The 17,252-nt window shown below is 71.8% G+C and carries 15 protein-coding genes, 1 pseudogene and 2 riboswitches; of the genes and pseudogenes, 10 read left to right on the top strand and 6 right to left on the bottom strand.

All coding sequences use genetic code 11. The features are described 5' to 3' along the window. Positions 1 to 7: 7 nt before the first annotated feature. Positions 8 to 2,278 (bottom strand): glycogen debranching protein GlgX, encoded by a 2,271-nt coding sequence (gene glgX / locus FHX78_RS10265; protein WP_145867136.1) that lies wholly within the window; start codon positions 2,276 to 2,278, stop codon positions 8 to 10. 181 nt (positions 2,279 to 2,459) lie between these two features. Here glgX and FHX78_RS10260 point away from each other — a divergent pair, with 181 nt between their 5' ends. From FHX78_RS10260 to FHX78_RS10235, 6 genes and pseudogenes are all read left to right on the top strand, one after another. Next, complete coding sequence (locus tag FHX78_RS10260; RefSeq protein WP_145867135.1) at positions 2,460 to 3,677, top strand: L,D-transpeptidase; 1,218 nt, start codon at positions 2,460 to 2,462, stop codon at positions 3,675 to 3,677. Between the two features lie 169 nt (positions 3,678 to 3,846). Further along, on the top strand, positions 3,847 to 5,091 hold the full coding sequence (locus FHX78_RS10255; RefSeq protein WP_189908721.1) for a L,D-transpeptidase: 1,245 nt from the start codon (positions 3,847 to 3,849) through the stop codon (positions 5,089 to 5,091). Between the two features lie 80 nt (positions 5,092 to 5,171). Continuing rightward, complete coding sequence (locus tag FHX78_RS10250; RefSeq protein ID WP_145867134.1) at positions 5,172 to 5,939, top strand: enoyl-CoA hydratase/isomerase family protein; 768 nt, start codon at positions 5,172 to 5,174, stop codon at positions 5,937 to 5,939. Between the two features lie 177 nt (positions 5,940 to 6,116). Continuing rightward, the gene (locus tag FHX78_RS10245) at positions 6,117 to 6,725 is read left to right on the top strand and encodes an ATP-binding protein (RefSeq protein WP_373313124.1); all 609 of its coding nucleotides are present in this window, start codon (positions 6,117 to 6,119) and stop codon (positions 6,723 to 6,725) included. A 144-nt stretch (positions 6,726 to 6,869) separates the two neighbouring features. Next, complete coding sequence (locus FHX78_RS10240) at positions 6,870 to 7,082, top strand: EF-hand domain-containing protein (RefSeq protein ID WP_145871833.1); 213 nt, start codon at positions 6,870 to 6,872, stop codon at positions 7,080 to 7,082. An 84-nt stretch (positions 7,083 to 7,166) separates the two neighbouring features. After that, positions 7,167 to 7,847, top strand: a pseudogene (locus FHX78_RS10235) (NADPH-dependent F420 reductase); the annotation flags it as partial. Here FHX78_RS10235 and FHX78_RS10230 read toward each other — a convergent pair. The 5 genes from FHX78_RS10230 to gcvT form a co-directional block, all read right to left on the bottom strand. Then, a complete protein-coding gene (locus FHX78_RS10230; RefSeq protein ID WP_145867131.1) occupies positions 7,848 to 8,402 on the bottom strand; it encodes a glycoside hydrolase family 25 protein in 555 nt (184 codons plus the stop codon). 107 nt (positions 8,403 to 8,509) lie between these two features. Further along, positions 8,510 to 9,877: an L-serine ammonia-lyase gene (locus tag FHX78_RS10225; protein ID WP_145867130.1), complete on the bottom strand. Its 1,368-nt coding sequence runs from the start codon at positions 9,875 to 9,877 to the stop codon at positions 8,510 to 8,512. A gap of 157 nt (positions 9,878 to 10,034) precedes the next feature. Then, complete coding sequence (gene glyA, locus FHX78_RS10220; RefSeq protein ID WP_145867129.1) at positions 10,035 to 11,294, bottom strand: serine hydroxymethyltransferase; 1,260 nt, start codon at positions 11,292 to 11,294, stop codon at positions 10,035 to 10,037. 14 nt (positions 11,295 to 11,308) lie between these two features. Then, complete coding sequence (gene gcvH, locus FHX78_RS10215; protein ID WP_145867128.1) at positions 11,309 to 11,686, bottom strand: glycine cleavage system protein GcvH; 378 nt, start codon at positions 11,684 to 11,686, stop codon at positions 11,309 to 11,311. A gap of 123 nt (positions 11,687 to 11,809) precedes the next feature. Next, entirely contained in the window at positions 11,810 to 12,928 is a 1,119-nt protein-coding gene (gcvT, locus tag FHX78_RS10210) for a glycine cleavage system aminomethyltransferase GcvT (RefSeq protein ID WP_145867127.1), read from the bottom strand. Between the two features lie 71 nt (positions 12,929 to 12,999). After that, a riboswitch (glycine riboswitch) is annotated at positions 13,000 to 13,125 on the bottom strand. Continuing rightward, positions 13,126 to 13,226: riboswitch (glycine riboswitch) on the bottom strand. A 223-nt stretch (positions 13,227 to 13,449) separates the two neighbouring features. Between gcvT and FHX78_RS10205 the strand changes: the two genes are divergently transcribed. From FHX78_RS10205 to FHX78_RS10190, 4 genes are all read left to right on the top strand, one after another. Continuing rightward, positions 13,450 to 14,118 (top strand): AAA family ATPase, encoded by a 669-nt coding sequence (locus FHX78_RS10205; RefSeq protein ID WP_189908720.1) that lies wholly within the window; start codon positions 13,450 to 13,452, stop codon positions 14,116 to 14,118. A gap of 76 nt (positions 14,119 to 14,194) precedes the next feature. Continuing rightward, positions 14,195 to 14,974 carry an enhanced serine sensitivity protein SseB gene (locus FHX78_RS10200; RefSeq protein WP_145867126.1) on the top strand — a complete coding sequence of 260 codons (780 nt, stop codon included), beginning with the start codon at positions 14,195 to 14,197 and terminating at the stop codon, positions 14,972 to 14,974. A 144-nt stretch (positions 14,975 to 15,118) separates the two neighbouring features. Continuing rightward, positions 15,119 to 15,877, top strand: a complete 759-nt coding sequence (locus FHX78_RS10195; RefSeq protein ID WP_145871830.1) for an enhanced serine sensitivity protein SseB C-terminal domain-containing protein — start codon at positions 15,119 to 15,121, stop codon at positions 15,875 to 15,877. A gap of 312 nt (positions 15,878 to 16,189) precedes the next feature. Further along, positions 16,190 to 17,197, top strand: coding sequence for an ABC transporter permease (locus tag FHX78_RS10190; protein ID WP_145867125.1), 1,008 nt, complete (start codon positions 16,190 to 16,192; stop codon positions 17,195 to 17,197). Positions 17,198 to 17,252 lie beyond the last annotated feature (55 nt).

The raw sequence follows: 17,252 nt of genomic DNA, 5'->3' as shown, positions 1-17,252 counted from the left end.
GCCCGGCTCAGGGCCGCACCCGCAGCAGCAGGACCGTGCGGCCCGGCACCGTGACCGTGGTGCCCGCGCGGTGCTCGGTGTCCGGTGCGGACGTCTGGTCCTCCCGGCCGGTGTCCACGACCACCTCGTACCGCTCGGCCCAGGGTGGCCCCGGCAGGACGAAGTCCACCGGCCACTCACCGGCGTGCAGGACCGCGAGGAAGCTGTCGTCGAGGACGGGCGCCCCGTTCTCGTCGCGGCCCGGGATGTCCCGTCCGGAGAGGTACATGCCGAGCGTGGCGGCCGGCGCGTACCAGTCCCCTTCCGTCATCTCCGCGCCCCGCGGGGTGAACCAGGCCAGGTCGCGCAGTCCGTCCGCGGAGTGCGCCCGGCCGGAGAAGAAGGCCCGGCGGCGCAGCACCGGGTGCCGGTGACGCAGGGCGATCAGCCGGGACGTCAGCTCGAACAGGGGCCGCCACTCGGGGTCGTCCAGCAGGGTCCAGTCCACCCAGCCGGTCTCGTTGTCCTGGCAGTAGGCGTTGTTGTTGCCGCGCTGGGTGCGGCCCATCTCGTCGCCGGCGACGAGCATCGGCACCCCCGTCGACAGCAGCAGCGTGGTCAGCAGGTTCCGCAGCTGGCGGCGCCGCAGCGTCCGTACGTCCCGGTCCCGCGTCTCCCCCTCCGCGCCGGAGTTCCAGGACCGGTTGTCGTCCGTGCCGTCCCGGTTGCCCTCGCCGTTGGCCTCGTTGTGCTTGCGGTCGTACGACACCAGGTCGCGCAGGGTGAAGCCGTCGTGCGCGGTGACGTAGTTGACCGAGGCGTAGGGGCGCCGCCCGCCCCAGGCGTACAGGTCGCTCGACCCGGAGAGGCGGTAGCCCATCTCCCGCACGTCCGGCAGGGCGTGCCGCCAGAAGTCCCGCACCGCGTTGCGGTACCGGTCGTTCCACTCGGTCCACAGCGGCGGGAAGGCGCCCACCTGGTAGCCGCCCGAGCCGACGTCCCAGGGTTCGGCGATCAGCTTCACCCGGCGCAGCACCGGGTCCTGGGCGATCACCGCCAGGAACGGGGAGAGCATGTCCACGTCATGCATGGAGCGGGCCAGGGCCGCCGCCAGGTCGAAGCGGAAGCCGTCCACGCCCATCTCCGTCACCCAGTAGCGCAGCGAGTCCGTGATCAGCCGCAGCACGTGCGGCTGGACGACGTGGAGCGTGTTGCCGCAGCCCGTGTAGTCGGCGTACCGGCGCGCGTCCGGCTGGAGACGGTAGTAGCCGCGGTTGTCGATGCCCTTCAGCGACAGGGTGGGGCCCAGCTCGCCCGCCTCCGCGGTGTGGTTGTAGACCACGTCGAGGATCACCTCGATCCCGGCCGCGTGCAGCGCCCGCACCATCCGCCGGAACTCGCCGACCTGCTGCCCGGTCGTCCCGGAGGCCGCGTACCCGGCGTGCGGGGCGAAGTAGCCGATGGAGTTGTAACCCCAGTAGTTGCGCAGCCCCCGCCGCAGCAGGTGGTCCTCGTGCGCGAACTGGTGCACCGGCAGCAGCTCCACGGCCGTGACGCCGAGCCGGACCAGGTGCTCGACGGCCGCCGGGTGCGCCAGCCCCGCGTACGTGCCGCGCAGCTCCTCGGGGATGCCCGGATGGCGCCGGGTGAAGCCCTTGACGTGCAGCTCGTAGATCACCGAGTCCGCCCACGGCGTCTTCGGCCGCTGGTCGTACGTCCATTCGTCGTCGGGGCCGCCGTCGTGCACGACCACCCCCTTGGGCACGTACGGCGCCGAGTCCCGGTCGTCCCGCACGGTGTCCGCGACGTGCTGCTCCGGCCAGTCGCGGACGTGCCCGTACACCTCGGCCGGCAGCCCGGCGGAGGCGTAGTCGCCGTCCACCGCGCGCGCGTACGGGTCCAGCAGCAGCTTCGCCGGATTCCAGCGGGCGCCGGTCCACGGGTCCCAGCGGCCGTGCACCCGGTAGCCGTACCGCTGGCCGGGCAGCACGCCCGGCACGAAGCCGTGCCAGATCTCGTGCGTCAGCTCGGTGAGCGGGGCCCTGCTCTCCCTGCCCCGCTCATCGAACAGGCACAGCTCGACGCCCTTCGCCCCGCCCGCCCACAACGCGAAGTTCGTCCCCGCCACCCCGTCCGGGCCCACCCGGAACCGGGCACCCAGGGGGGCCGGCCGGCCCGGCCGCACGGGCACCGTGGGCACGGGCCTCACCGGCCGGGCGCCGTTCACGACGGCGGCCGGGCCCCCGTCCCCGGTGGCCCGCTCCGCGGCCACCGCCTCCTGCTCGGCTGCGCTGGACACCTGTCAGCCTCCCGCGGCTCGTGGCGGACGACGGCGGACAGGGGCAGGGCCCGGTGTCCGGTTCCGGCTCCCCGGCGCGTCGTCCTCCCCACTGTTCTGCCCAGGGCGTGCCTCGCACTCACGTTCCGCCAGGGGGCGGCATGGTCGTTTCCCGGAGGCGAGGCCGGTCGTTGGGCACCGCGTGAGGTACGTACAAGGGCGCGCACGGCGCGCGAGGGCCGTGCTGGCCGCCGTAGTGACATGGGCAGGACTGCTGACCGGAGCCGCCGGGTGCGCGGACGGCACCGTCGGCGGGGCGTTCGGGCCCCCGGCCGCCGGGGACACCATCCGCGTGGCGCCCGACGACGGCAGCAGGGACGTGCGCCCCGACGCGCGGCTGCGGGTGCGGGTGCCGGACGGGCGGCTGGAGTCGGTGGAGGTCGTCGTGGACCGGGACGCGCGGGAGTCCCCGGTTCCGGGTCGGATCTCGGGCGACGGTCTGACCTGGCGGCCGGACGACGAGCGGCTCGCGCTGGCCGCGAAGTACACCGTCGACGCGGTGGCCGTGGACGGCGAGGGCCGGCGGTCCGCCCGGCACACCACTTTCACGACACATGTCCCGGAGGAACGCTTCATCGGCTACGTCGCCCCGGAGGACCGCTCCACCGTCGGCACCGGCATGATCGTCTCCCTGGAGTTCAACCGGGAGATCGTCCACCGCGCCGCCGTCGAACGCGCGGTCCGCGTCACCGCCCGCCCGGCGGTGGAGATCCGCCCGCACTGGTTCGGCGCGTCCCGCCTGGACTTCCGCCCCGAGCACTACTGGAAGCCCGGCACCCGGGTCACCGTCGACCTGCGGCTGCGCGACGTCGAGGCGGCCCCCGGCGTCTACGGCCTCCAGCACCGCACCTTCACCTTCACCGTCGGCCGCAGCCAGGTCTCGGTGGTCGACGCCGCCGACCACACCATGCGGGTGCGGCGGGACGGGGACCTGCTGGCCACCGTGCCCGTCACGGCGGGCGCCCGCAAGACGCCCACGTACAACGGCAAGATGGTGATCACCGAGATGCTCGAGGTCACCCGCATGGACAGCCGCACGGTCGGCTTCGGCGGCGAGTACGACATCCCCGACGTCCCGCACGCCATCCGCCTGACCTCCTCCGGCACCTTCCTGCACGGCAACTACTGGGCCGACGAGGAGGTGTTCGGCAGCAGCAACGTCAGCCACGGCTGCGTCGGCCTGCGCGATGTGAAGGGCGGCGGCGCGGACACCCCGGCGGGATGGTTCTTCGACCGCAGCCTCATCGGCGACGTCGTCGAGGTCGTCAACAGCAAGGACGAGACGGTCGCCCCCGACAACGGCCTCGGCGGCTGGAACATGAACTGGAAGCGGTGGAAGGCGGGCACCGCGGTGAACTGACCCCCGGCCGGGCCGGGGAAGTTGGAACGGAACGGTGACAAACCCATCGCGTCCGACGCCCCTGGCCTGTGGTTACTATGCGCCGTGCGCGCGAGGGGCGCGCGGGGGCGCGGGGGTCGGGCCAGGCCGTTCTCGGTGAGGGGCCCGGACCCGCCGAGGGGAGAACACAGTGAACGTGGGGCCCATATCGGGGGCGACGCCGGTCGGCGCGCGGGGGCGAGGCGGCAGGAGGCTGGCGGCGCTGGCACTGGGCGTGATGCTGGCGGTCACCGCCTGTGGCGGCGGAGAGTCCGGCTCGGGGTCCGGCCGGGGTGACGGCAAGGACAAGGACTCCACCGCGGCGCAGAGCAAGCAGTCCGAGGCCGTGGTCGGCATCACGCCCGAGGACGGCGCCAAGTCCGTGCGGACCAGCGGCGCGCTGAAGGTGACCGCCGCCAAGGGCAAGCTGACCGAGGTCGTCGTCAAGGACCCGGACGGCGGGAGGATCGAGGGGAAGATATCCGGCGACGGCGCCTCCTGGACGCCGTCGACCCACCTGGCCGCCTCCACCGCGTACACGGTGCACGCGGTCGCCAAGGACTCCGAGGGCCGCACCGCGGCCGAGGACTCCGGTTTCACCACCCTGACGCCGAAGAACACCTTCGTGGGCAGCTTCACTCCGGAGGACGGCTCGAAGGTCGGCGTCGGAATGCCGTTCTCGCTGCGCTTCACCCGGGGCATCACACACCCCGAGGACGTCGAGAAGGCCATCCGCATCACCACCGAGCCGGCCGTCGAGGTCGAGGGCCACTGGTTCGGCAACGACCGCCTCGACTTCCGTCCGGAGAAGTACTGGAAGGCCGGCACCAAGGTCACCGTCGACCTCAACCTCGACGGCGTGGAGGGCCGCGACGGCGTCTACGGCAAGCAGTCCAAGACCGTCTCCTTCACCATCGGCCGCAGCCAGGTCTCCGTCGTCGACGCCAAGAAGCTCACGATGAAGGTCACGCGGGACGGCAAGGTCGTCAAGACCATCCCGGTCACCACCGGCGCGCCCGGCTACGAGACCTGGAACGGCAAGATGGTCATCAGCGAGAAGCTGACGGTCACCCGGATGAACGGCGAGACGGTCGGCTACGGCGGCGAGTACGACATCAAGGACGTCCCGCACGCCATGCGCCTGTCCACCTCCGGCACCTTCATCCACGGCAACTACTGGGGCGGCGACGCCTTCGGCAACCGCAACGCCAGCCACGGCTGCGTCGGGCTGCGCGACGTGCGCGGCGGCTGGGACAAGGGGGCACCGGCCGCCTGGTTCTTCGACAACTCGCTGCTCGGCGACGTCGTGGAGGTCAAGAACTCCGACGACGCCGTCATCGCCCCGGACAACGGCCTCAACGGCTGGAACATGTCCTGGGAGAAGTGGAAGGCGTAGCGCCCGCGACGCGTTCGGCCCCGGTGCGTGTGAGGTACGGCACCGGGGCCGACGCCGTTAGTGCCCGTTAACCTGCTGGCATGACCGTACATCTCGAAGTCGCCGAGGGCGTCGGCACGCTGCGCCTGGACCGCCCGCCCATGAACGCGCTGGACATCGCCACCCAGGACCGTCTGAAGGAGCTCGCCGAGGAGGCCGCCCGCCGCGACGACGTGCGCGCCGTGGTCCTGTACGGCGGGGAGAAGGTGTTCGCGGCGGGCGCGGACATCAAGGAGATGCAGGCCATGGACCACGCGGCGATGGTCGCGCGGGCCCGTGCCCTCCAGGACTCCTTCACGGCCGTGGCCCGCATCCCCAAGCCGGTGGTCGCCGCCGTCACCGGCTACGCCCTCGGCGGGGGCTGCGAGCTGGCGCTCTGCGCCGACTACCGCATCGCGGGGGAGAACGCCAAGCTGGGCCAGCCCGAGATCCTGCTCGGCCTCATCCCGGGCGCGGGCGGCACCCAGCGCCTGTCCCGGCTGATCGGCCCCTCCCGGGCCAAGGACCTCATCTTCACGGGGCGTCAGGTCCGGGCCGACGAGGCGCTGGCGCTCGGCCTGGTGGACCGCGTGGTCCCCGCCGGGGAGGTCTACGAGCAGGCGCACGCGTGGGCGGCGAAGCTGGCCCAGGGGCCCGCGATCGCGCTGCGCGCGGCCAAGGAGTCGGTCGACACCGGTCTCGAGACGGACATCGACACCGGTCTGGCCGTCGAACGCAACTGGTTCGCGGGCCTGTTCGCCACCGAGGACCGCGAGCGGGGCATGCGCAGCTTCGTGGAGGAGGGACCCGGCAAGGCGAAGTTCGTCTGACCCCGCCGAAAGTTCCTACCAGGGCTTGCAATTGACGCGATGTCTTACCCGGGGTCCCTCGATGGGGGGTTTGTGGGAGCCTTGACGCACCCTTAAGCCGCTCGTGTCGAGGGAGCCCGTCGCTTGCCTGAGAGTGTGCCCTTTCCGCAGGTGGGACGGGGTTTCAGCGACTCCGCAGTGCCATCGGCATATGCCTCCGGACGGGTGGTGGGTGGGGGCGCACGGGGGGCGTATTCCCCCGGAACGGCCACGGAGGGCCCCGTGGGCGGCCATGATGGGGGTATGGCGGGGCTGGAGGGCATGGAACAGCCGCGGGGAGACGGACGTGCGACCGCGTCGCGCTGGTCGCCGACGGTCGAGGACGAACACGGTCTCAAGGCGCTGGAGTTGTACGGCAACCCGGCGGATGCGGAAGTTCCGCTCCCGTCCCGGCCCGAGTCCGCCGCCACCGCCCGCCGGCTGGTCCAGGTCGTCATCCTGCGTCACTGGGGCCTCACCGCGGGGACCACCGAGGACGCCGTCCTCCTCGTCTCCGAACTCGTCGGCAACGCGGTCCGCCACACCGGCGCCCGTGTCTTCGGCCTCCGTATGCGCCAACGGCGCGGCTGGATCCGGGTCGAGGTGCGCGACCCCTCCCGCGGACTGCCCTGTCTGATGCCGGTCCAGGAGATGGACGTCAGCGGCCGCGGTCTCTTCCTCGTCGACGAACTCGCCGACCGCTGGGGCGTCGACCTGCTGCCCCGGGGCAAGACCACCTGGTTCGAGATGCGCGTCGCGGACCGCTGACGCGCCGCACGGTGTATCCGGCCGAAACCCCCTCCGGGCACGAGAAGGAGTCCGGGCGGGTGGCCGCCGCACGGGAGTCCTCCGTGGCCCGATAATCTGACCGGCGTCAGCATGACGGCAAAGTACGAGATGAGGGGCGGACCGGTGGCGGACATCGAGGAAGCGCGCAAGCAGTTCGAGCGGATCGATACGGACGGGGACGGATTCATCACCGCTGCCGAGTTCAAGACCGCTCTGGCCCAGGGCGGCGACTGGAACGTCACCGAGGCGGTCGCCGAGGCCGTGATCAAGTCCCGCGACCTGAACGGCGACAAGCTGCTGTCGTTCGACGAGTTCTGGGCCCAGCTGGACAAGTAGGTCCGGAATAGCCCGCCCGCCCGGGAGGTTGGTGCCGTACACAGTGGTTCCGCCAAGGAACCGAACGGACATCGACCCCCGGAAGGGCGAGGCGAGTCGGACATGAGGATCGGCATCATCGGCGCCGGAAACATCGGCGGGAACCTGACCCGGCGGCTCACCGCCCTCGGGCACGACGTCTCCGTCGCCAACTCCCGCGGCCCGCACACCCTCACCGCTCTGGCCGAGGAGACCGGCGCGACCCCGGTCAAGGCCGAGGACGCGGCCCGCGACGCCGAGGTCGTGGTGGTGACCATCCCGCTGAAGGCCGTGGCGGACCTGCCGTCCGGCCTGTTCGACCAGGCCGCGCGGGGCGTGGCCGTCATCGACACCGGCAACTACTACCCGCGGCAGCGCGACGGCAGGATCGCCGCCATCGAGGACGAGGGCCTCACCGAGAGCCGCTGGACCGAACACCGGCTCGGCCACCCGGTGATCAAGGCCTTCAACGGCACCTACGCCCAGGACATCCTGGACCGCCACCGCCCGGCCGGCGACCCCGACCGGCTGGCCCTCCCCGTCGCCGGCGACGACGAGGCGGCCAAGCGCACGGTCCGCGCCCTGATCGACGAACTCGGCTTCGACACGGTCGACGCGGGCGGCATCGACGACTCCTGGCGCCAGCAGCCCGGCACCCCGGTCTACGCCCTGCGAGCGGGCACCGAAGCCGTCACCAAGGCCCTGGCCGAAGCCTCCCCGGAACGCACCCCGGACTTCCGCGGCTAGCTAGGCCCCCGCCCACTCCCGCAACGCCGACCTGCTGGAGAAGTCGGCCACGTTCTTGTCCAGCGGGTCGTCGGTGTACTGGTGGAAACGCCACGCGGCCTTGATGCGGGGCTTGCCCGCGGTGACGTAGTCGGCGATCCAGAGGCCGTCGCCCGCGTAGGACGTGGTGTCGACGTTCAGCCAGAAGTGCCGGTTGCAGTAGAGGACCACGCGGTGGTGCGGCCGCAGTTCCTTCACCTTGCGGATGAAGCGGTCCTTCTCGGAGTTGCTCGCACGGGTGCCCTCGCCGGTGGTCTCCCAGTCGACGGCGAGGATGTCGCCCCGCCGCTCGGGGGCCTTGCGCACGAAGTACTCCGCCTGAGCCGTGAGGTTGCCCGGCCAGAGGAAGTGGTAGAAGCCGACCACCAGGCCGGCGTCACGGGCCGTCTCCGTCTGGGCGGAGAGCTTGGGGTTGGTGTAGGAACGGCCCTCCGTCGCCTTGACGAAGACGAAGGACAGCCCGTCGGTGTCGTACGAGGAGGACTGGTACGCGCTCACATCGATGCCACGCAGCATGCAGGCTCCCTGACGCGCCTGAGGGAGTGGGGAGTTGACTGGTTCATTCCCCACCGGGCCGCCCTCCACGCGTCGGCGCGCGCCCCGCTCCCGGCCGGCCCCGCCCGTCAGCACTCGATGATGTTGACCGCCAGCCCGCCCCGCGCCGTCTCCTTGTACTTGACCGACATGTCCGCGCCGGTGTCCTTCATCGTCTTGATGACCTTGTCCAGGGACACCTTGTGCGAGCCGTCGCCGCGCATCGCCATCCGCGCCGCCGTGACCGCCTTCACCGCGGCCATGCCGTTGCGCTCGATGCACGGAATCTGCACCAGGCCGCCCACGGGATCGCAGGTCAGGCCCAGGTTGTGCTCCATGCCGATCTCCGCGGCGTTCTCCACCTGCTCCGGGGAGCCGCCCAGCACCTCGGCGAGCGCGCCCGCCGCCATCGAGCAGGCGGAACCGACCTCGCCCTGGCAGCCGACCTCGGCGCCGGAGATGGAGGCGTTCTCCTTGAACAGCATGCCGATCGCGCCGGCGGCCAGCAGGAAGCGGACCACGCCCTCCTCGTCGGCGCCGGGGACGAAGTTGACGTAGTAGTGCAGGACCGCCGGGATGATGCCGGCCGCGCCGTTCGTCGGCGCCGTGACGACCCGGCCGCCGGCCGCGTTCTCCTCGTTCACGGCCATCGCGTAGAGAGTGATCCACTCCATGGCCAGGGCCTGCGGGTCGCCCTCGGAGCGCAGCTTGCGCGCGGTGTTCGCGGCGCGGCGGCGCACCTTCAGACCGCCCGGCAGGATGCCCTCGCGGGACATGCCGCGCGCCACGCACGCCTGCATCACCCGCCAGATCTCCAGCAGGCCCGCGCGGATCTCCTCCTCGCTCCGCCAGGCGCGCTCGTTCTCCAGCATCAGCGCGGAGATCGACAGGCCGGTCTCCTCGGTGAGCCGCAGCAGCTCGTCACCCGTGCGGAAGGGGTACTTCAGGACCGTGTCGTCGAGCTTGATGCGGTCCGCGCCCACCGCGTCCTCGTCCACGACGAACCCGCCGCCGACCGAGTAGTACGTCTTCGACAGCAGCTCCGTGCCCGCCGCGTCGTGGGCCCACAGGGTCATGCCGTTGGCGTGGTACGGGAGCGCCTTGCGGCGGTGCAGCACCATGTCGTCGTCGAAGGAGAACGGGATCTCGCGCTCGCCGAGCAGACGGATCCGGCCGCCGTCCTTGATCTTCTCCACCCGCTCGTCGGCCGACTCCACGTCCACCGTGCGCGGCGAGTCGCCCTCCAGGCCCAGCAGCACCGCCTTGGGCGTGCCGTGGCCGTGGCCGGTGGCGCCCAGCGAGCCGTACAGCTCGGCCCGGACCGAGGCGACCGAGTCCAGCAGCTCCTCGTTGCGCAGCCGCCGGGCGAACATCCGGGCCGCCCGCATCGGGCCGACCGTGTGCGAGCTGGACGGGCCGATGCCGATCGAGAACAGGTCGAAGACCGAGATGGCCACGGGAGGACTCCTAAGCGTGTGACGGACGGCGCTGTCCGCCGGAAAGGGGGTGGTACGGGAAGGGCGCGCGAGGCGCGCGGCACGGAACGGGGCACCGCGCCCACTGACCCAGTGTGCGCGATGCCCCGGATGTCCGTACGAACGAAAGGGTACGGAATTACTTCAGACCGGGGTACAGCGGGTGCTTCCCGGCGAGAGCGGTCACCCGTGCCCGGAGGGCCTCGACGTCGTACGACGGCTTGAGCGTCTCGGCGATCACGTCCGCGACCTCGGCGAAGTCCTCGGCGGTGAAGCCGCGGGTGGCCAGGGCGGGCGTGCCGATGCGCAGACCCGAGGTGACCATCGGCGGGCGCGGGTCGTTCGGGATCGCGTTGCGGTTGACGGTGATGCCGACCTCGTGGAGCCGGTCCTCGGCCTGCTGCCCGTCCAGCTCCGAGTCGCGCAGGTCGACCAGGACCAGGTGCACGTCGGTGCCGCCGGACAGCACGTCCACGCCGACCGCCTTGACGTCGTCCTGGACCAGGCGCTCGGCCAGGATGCGGGCGCCCTCCAGGGTGCGGCGCTGGCGCTCCTTGAAGTCCTCGGTGGCGCACACCTTGAAGGCGACCGCCTTGGCGGCGATCACGTGCTCCAGCGGGCCGCCCTGCTGGCCGGGGAAGACCGCCGAGTTGATCTTCTTGGCCAGCTCGGCCGTGGAGAGGATCACACCGCCGCGCGGACCGCCGAGGGTCTTGTGCGTGGTGGTCGTCACGACGTGGGCGTGCGGCACCGGGTTCGGGTGCAGGCCCGCGGCCACCAGACCGGCGAAGTGCGCCATGTCGACCATGAGGTAGGCGCCGACCTCGTCCGCAATCCGGCGGAACGCGGCGAAGTCCAGCTGCCGCGGGTACGCCGACCAGCCGGCGACGATCAGCTTCGGCTTGCTCTCCTTGGCGAGGCGCTCGACCTCGGCCATGTCGACCTGGCCGTCGTCACCCACGTGGTACGCGACCACGTCGTAGAGCTTGCCGGAGAAGTTGATCTTCATGCCGTGGGTCAGGTGCCCGCCGTGCGCCAGGTTCAGGCCCATGATGGTGTCGCCGGGCTTGAGCAGCGCGAACATCGCGGCGGCGTTGGCCTGCGCGCCGGAGTGCGGCTGCACGTTGGCGTGCTCGGCGCCGAAGAGCTCCTTGACCCGGTCGATGGCGATCTGCTCGATCACGTCGACGTGCTCGCAGCCGCCGTAGTAGCGGCGGCCGGGGTAGCCCTCGGCGTACTTGTTGGTGAGGACCGAGCCCTGGGCCTCCATGACCGCGACCGGGGCGAAGTTCTCCGAGGCGATCATCTCGAGGGTGGACTGCTGGCGGTGCAGCTCGGCGTCGACCGCGGCGGCGACCGCCGGGTCGAGCTCGTGCAGGGGCGTGTTCAGAAGCGACATGCGGCTACGGCTCCTCAGCCCGTGATGTGGGCGTCGTACTCGGCGGCGGTCAGCAGGTCGGCCGGCTCGTCGGTGACGCGCACCTTGAACAGCCAGCCGCCCTCGAAGGGGGCCGAGTTCACCAGGGACGGGTCGTTCACGACGTCCTCGTTGACCTCGGTGATCTCACCGGAGACCGGGGAGTACAGGTCGCTGACCGACTTGGTCGACTCCAGCTCGCCGCAGGTCTCGCCCGCGGTCACGTCGTCACCGACCTCGGGGAGCTGGACGAAGACCACGTCGCCGAGCGCGTTGGCCGCGTGCTCCGTGATGCCGACCGTCGACACGCCGTCCTCGGCGGCCGACAGCCACTCGTGCTCCTTGCTGTAACGCAGCTGCTGGGGGTTGCTCATGGCTGGAATTCTCCTGTACGCGGGGGACTGCTGATGACGGAGGGGGCCGCGGAACACACCTGTGACCAGGTACGACGTACCCGGCCGCAGACCCTGCGGCGGTCCGGAAACGCTACGACGGTGTCACTTCTGCCGCTTGTAGAACGGCAGCGCCACGACCTCGTACGGCTCGTGGCTGCCGCGGATGTCCACGCCGACGCCCTCGGTGCCCGGCGCCGCGTGCGCGGCGTCCACGTAGGCCATCGCGATCGGCTTGCCCAGCGTCGGGGAGGGGGCGCCGGAGGTGACCTCGCCGATCACCTCGCCGCCCGCGACGACCGGGTACCCGGCGCGCGGGACCCGGCGGCCCTCGGCGACCAGGCCGACCAGGACCCGGGGCGGTTCGGCCGCGGCGCGCTCGGCGGCCTCGGCCAGCGCCGCGCGGCCCACGAAGTCGCCCTCCTTCTCGAACTTCACCACCCGGCCCAGACCGGCGTCGAAGGGCGTCAGCGAGGTGGTCAGCTCGTGCCCGTACAGCGGCATGCCCGCCTCCAGGCGCAGCGTGTCCCGGCAGGAGAGACCGCACGGGACCAGGCCCGCGCCCTCGCCCGCCTTGGTCAGCGCCTGCCACAGTTCCACCGCGTGCTCCGGCTTCACGAACAGCTCGAAGCCGTCCTCGCCGGTGTAGCCGGTGCGGGCGATGAGCGCGGGGACGCCGGCGACGGTGCCGGGCAGGCCGGCGTAGTACTTCAGGCCGTCGAGGTCGGCGTCGGTGAGGGACTTCAGGATGCCGGGGGACTCGGGGCCCTGGACGGCGAGCAGCGCGTACGCGTCCCGGTCGTCGCGCACCTCGGCGTCGAAGCCGGCCGAGCGCTCCACCAGCGCGTCCAGCACCACCTGGGCGTTGGAGGCGTTGGCCACGACCATGTACTCGGTCTCGCCGAGCCGGTAGACGATCAGGTCGTCCAGGATGCCGCCGTCCTCGCGGCAGATCATGGTGTAGCGGGCACGACCGGGCTTCACCCCGCCGATGTTGCCCACCAGGGCGAAGTCGAGGAGGGCGGCGGCCCGCGGGCCGGTGACCGTGATCTCGCCCATGTGCGAGAGGTCGAACAGGCCGGCCCGCGTGCGCACGGCGTTGTGCTCGTCGCGCTCGGAGCCGTAGCGCAGGGGCATGTCCCAGCCGGCGAAGTCGGTCATCGTCGCGCCGAGCGAGCGATGCAGGGCATCGAGCGCGGTCCGGCGGGGTTCGGTACTGCTCATCGGTCGTCTCCCAAGGCGATGGGGTCCCTCCCGCGCGAGTGCGTCCGAGCGTGGGGGAAGGCGAGGGCGGTTCCTCCCCATCTGTCATCGGAACCTGAGAGGTTCGCCATGACCACCCGCGCAGGGGAGGGCTCATGGCTTGCACCTTGGGTGGAGCCGACGCAGCACGGCTGCGGCGGCCCGCTTTTCAGATGTGCCTCGCCCGCGCGGTAACGGGGCCTGAGAGATTCAAGGGAGGGACTTGCTCCTTCGGCGCCCCGGCGGCAAACGGTGCCGGGGACTCTCCCGCGCGGATTCAAACGGCCGGTATGCAGTTGGCGCGCACATCATTGCACGCATCGCGGGGGTGCGGCAGGGGGACCCTTTCTCTGGGGTGCACACGGCGTACGGGCACGGTCACAGCAGGCTGTGACAGGCCTGTTTCACGAAACGGACGGAATCGAGAGGCGCCCGGCATTACCTTTTCTTTACACTCGGTGGGGATTGGGACTCGTACCTGGCCCCAGGGGAGGACGATCACGGTGAACAGGACCACGGCGTGCGCCACCACCACGGGGGTCGCGCTGCCCCAGCAGCCGGCCGCTCAGGTCCGGGGGGCCCGCGGCGCGCTGCCGGCGCCCGTCGTCCGCGATCTGCGCGCCCGGGCCGGCCGCAGCCCGCGCGCCCTGCTCTTCGGGCCCCGGGACCTCGTCGTGGTCACCGGACTGCCCGGCAGCGGCAAGTCCACGCTGATGCGGCGCGCGGTGCGCGGCGTCGGCATCGACTCGCAGAACACCCGGGACCGCTGGGAGCGCCGCATGCCGCACTTCCTGCCGTACGGGGTGTACCGCCCGCTGGTCCGCCTCGCGCACTACGCCGGGCTGCGCCGGGCGCTGCGGGCCGGCGGGGGCATCGTCGTCCACGACTGCGGGACGCAGGCCTGGGTGCGCCGCTGGCTGGCCCGCGAGGCCCGACGCAGGGGCGCCGCCCTGCACCTGCTGCTGCTCGACGTCACACCGCAGGAGGCGCTGGCCGGCCAGCGCGAGCGCGGGCGCGGGGTCTCCCGGTACGCGTTCCTGCGCCACCGCGCGGCCGGCGACCGGCTGCTGCGCGCCGTGGAGCGCGGGGAGGTCCCGGCCGGCTGCGGTTCGGCGGTCCTGATCGACCGGGACGCGGCCGACACGCTCCGCCGCATCGGCTTCGCGGCCTGACCGGCCCCGGCGCGGAGCCCCCGGCAGCGGTTAGCCTTTCCAGCCACAGCAGTGGTTCCAGGCAGGTGGTAGGCAGATGGACTTCCCGGCGGACTTCCCGGCGCAGGCGCATCCCCATCCGCACGGTGGATGGCCCGGCAACGAGCTGGAGGAGGTGCTCTCCGCCTCCCTCGGCGTCCCCTCGGCAGGGGGCAGGATCGTCGAGGTGCTGGGCCGCAGCTTCGTCTGGATACCGCTGCCGAACGGCGGCGGCCCGGACAGCGGCCCGCTCGACCTGCCCACCATGGAGCTCGACGGCCAGGCCTACGTCCCGGTGTTCAGCTCCGAGGAGCAGTTCCGCCAGGTCGTCGGCTCCCACATGTCGTACACCATCGCGCCCGCCGTGGAGTTCGCCCGCGGTCTGCCGCCGCAGGCCGGGATCGCGGTGAACCCCGGTGGCGTGGTCGGCATCCCGCTGCCGCCGGCGGCCGTGGCGGAGCTGTGCCGGGCCGGGCGCACCCCACTGGACGGTTCGGCCGCCGGTGGCCGGGTCCGGCTGTTCGAGCCCGACTGGCAGGACGACCCGGTGGACTTCCTCACCGCGGCCTCGGAGGAGTTCGCGTCCCTCGCCGTGGTGACCAGCGCCCGCCGCTGCCTGGCGGCGATCGAGACGGCCGAGCCCGTGCTCTTCGTCGGGGTGGAGCTCGCCGAGTGGCAGGGCGACGCGCGCGCCCTGCCGATGGACGCGCTCGGCCGCGCGCTGGGCCGCGCGCCGGTGCGGTGGCCGGTCAACCTGGTCCTCCTGGACGTGGCCCAGGACCCGGTCGGCGACTGGATGCGCACCCGCGTCCGGCCCTTCTACCAACACCAGCCGTGACCCGCGCCCGGGCGGCCGCGCCGCGCACGCGCAGCGGCTGCCCGGGCGCGGTCGGCTTAAGCTAGGTTCATTGGCCGGCTGGGGTTGTACGGAGGGGCGATACAAGTGAGCGCTGGCACCGCGGCGGCCGGGCAGGTCGAGCACATGCTGCGCCAGGTGACGCCCGGGCGTTACGACGCCTACGAGGCGTTGCTGCGCGCTCTCGCGACCCCCTCGTCCGGCCAGGTCTGGATGCTGCTGTGGCACGGCCAGGCGGGCTCCCCGGACGCCCAGTACGGGAACATGGAGGTCGACGGCTTCGGCTACGCGCCCTGCGTCACCTCCGCCCAGGAGCTGTCGGCCAGCGGCTGGAACCGGTCGTACGAACTGGTCGACGGGCTCGAAGTGGCCCGCGCGCTCTACCCCGACCGCTACGGGCTCTGGCTCAACCCGCACGCCCCCGGCGGCGGCCTCGGCATCCCCTGGCTGGACCTGCGCCGGATCGCGAGCGGCCTGGACCGCCAGCCCGCCGGACCGCTGCGGCTGTCCGAACCGGCCATCGAGATCCCGCAGTTCTACGCCCTCCTCGCGCAGAACGCCCACCGCACCCCGGCCGTCCGCGCGCTGCGCCGCGCCTGGGTGCAGCCCGCGCTGGGCGCCCCGTACCTCGCCATCGGGCTGGACGTGTACGACACCTCCCCGCCCGCCGTGGACGCGGTGCGCGCGATGATGCGGCAGTCCCTCGGCGCGGTCCCGGACGGGCTGCCGGTGTCGACCGTCGCCATGTCCGACGAGCACGACCCGGTCGCGATGTGGCTGCGCGCCAACGCCCGCCCGTTCTACGACCGCGAGGCCCACGCGCCGGCCCCCGCGACCGCCCCCGCGGCGGGGTACGGCTACCCGCCCGCGCCGGGCCGCTACTGAGGCGCATCCGGCTTCCGCCTCCACGGAGGGGGCCGGGGTTCTTCGCGCGTAGAAGCAGGCGTAAGATCCCATCTTGCGAACAATGTCCCAACTTGCCCGCGTCCGACCCTCGTTACCCGCCGTCCGCATAACGGAACCCCCCAGACAGCATCACGTTTACGCATCCATTCATCGCCAAGTCTGGCAAGGCGGCGCCGAAGCGTTGAAGACTCCCGCACCAGGGGCGTTCGCCCTTTTGTACGACAGAGTGATGACGCCGCTACAGCGGCAAGTCCGGGCCGGTCACCGCCGGTTGAGAGGGGTCCCTGCCAGATGACGGCACCATTGCACGAGCCGACCGCCGAAACGGCCCCGAGCGCGGCCGAGGAAGCGGCGGTTGCCGGCACCGAGGCCAAGGCGGTGCAGGGACGTTCCCTGGGCCGGATCGCCTGGGAGCGCTTGAAACGGGACAAACTGGCCCTCGCGGGCGGCGCCGTGGTGCTGCTGCTCATCGCCGTCGCGCTGCTGGCCCCCGTGATCACCGCCCTCGTCGGCCAGGACCCCGAGACGCACCACGAGGACCTGATCGACCCGCTCTTCGGAACCCCCGTCGGCTCCCTCGGCGGCATCAGCGGAGAGCACCTGCTCGGCGTGGAGCCGGTCAACGGCCGCGACATCTTCGCCCGCATCGTCTACGGCGCCCGCATCTCGCTGCTCGTCGGCTTCCTGTCGGCCGTCGTCGCCGTGATCGTCGGCACCGTCCTGGGCATCCTCGCCGGCTTCTTCGGCGGCTGGGTGGACTCGCTCATCAGCCGGGTCATGGACGGCCTGCTGGCCTTCCCGCAGCTGCTGTTCATCATCGCGCTGGTCTCCGTCATGCCGAACAACATGCTGGGCCTGTCCGGCACCGGCGTGCGCCTGTTCGTGATGATCCTCGTCATCGGCTTCTTCGGCTGGCCCTACATCGGGCGCGTGGTGCGCGGTCAGACGCTCTCCATGCGCGAACGGGAGTACGTCGAGGCGGCCCGCTCGCTGGGCGCCGGGCGGCTCTACATCCTGTTCAAGGAGCTGCTGCCCAACCTGGTCGCGCCGATCATCGTCTACACGACGATGATGATCCCCACCAACATCCTCACCGAAGCGGCGCTGAGCTTCCTGGGTGTGGGCGTCAAGCCGCCCACGGCCTCCTGGGGGCAGATGCTCTCGAGCGCGATCGACTACTACAAGTCGGATCCCATGTACATGGTGATCCCGGGTGTGGCGATCTTCATCACCGTTCTTGCCTTCAACCTCTTCGGTGACGGCGTGCGTGACGCGCTGGACCCGAAGGCCTCCCGCTGAACCGCCGTACCGCAACGCGACCCGTGGCACCTGCACGGGGTCTCTCATCTAATCC

The sequence above is a fragment of the Streptomyces capillispiralis genome (assembly GCF_007829875.1).
Lineage (GTDB): Bacteria > Actinomycetota > Actinomycetes > Streptomycetales > Streptomycetaceae > Streptomyces > Streptomyces capillispiralis.
This window is presented reverse-complemented; position numbering and strand designations above follow the sequence as displayed.

Bases quoted from the DNA above. Each gene is read 5' to 3' on its own strand.
- FHX78_RS10250 (WP_145867134.1), top strand. From the start codon at position 5,172: ATGACCGTACATCTCGAAGTCGCCGAGGGCGTCGGCACGCTGCGCCTG.
- FHX78_RS10230 (WP_145867131.1), bottom strand. From the start codon at position 8,402: ATGCTGCGTGGCATCGATGTGAGCGCGTACCAGTCCTCCTCGTACGAC.
- glyA (WP_145867129.1), bottom strand. From the start codon at position 11,294: ATGTCGCTTCTGAACACGCCCCTGCACGAGCTCGACCCGGCGGTCGCC.
- gcvH (WP_145867128.1), bottom strand. From the start codon at position 11,686: ATGAGCAACCCCCAGCAGCTGCGTTACAGCAAGGAGCACGAGTGGCTG.
- gcvT (WP_145867127.1), bottom strand. From the start codon at position 12,928: ATGAGCAGTACCGAACCCCGCCGGACCGCGCTCGATGCCCTGCATCGC.
- FHX78_RS10200 (WP_145867126.1), top strand. From the start codon at position 14,195: ATGGACTTCCCGGCGGACTTCCCGGCGCAGGCGCATCCCCATCCGCAC.
- FHX78_RS10195 (WP_145871830.1), top strand. From the start codon at position 15,119: ATGCTGCGCCAGGTGACGCCCGGGCGTTACGACGCCTACGAGGCGTTG.
- FHX78_RS10190 (WP_145867125.1), top strand. From the start codon at position 16,190: ATGACGGCACCATTGCACGAGCCGACCGCCGAAACGGCCCCGAGCGCG.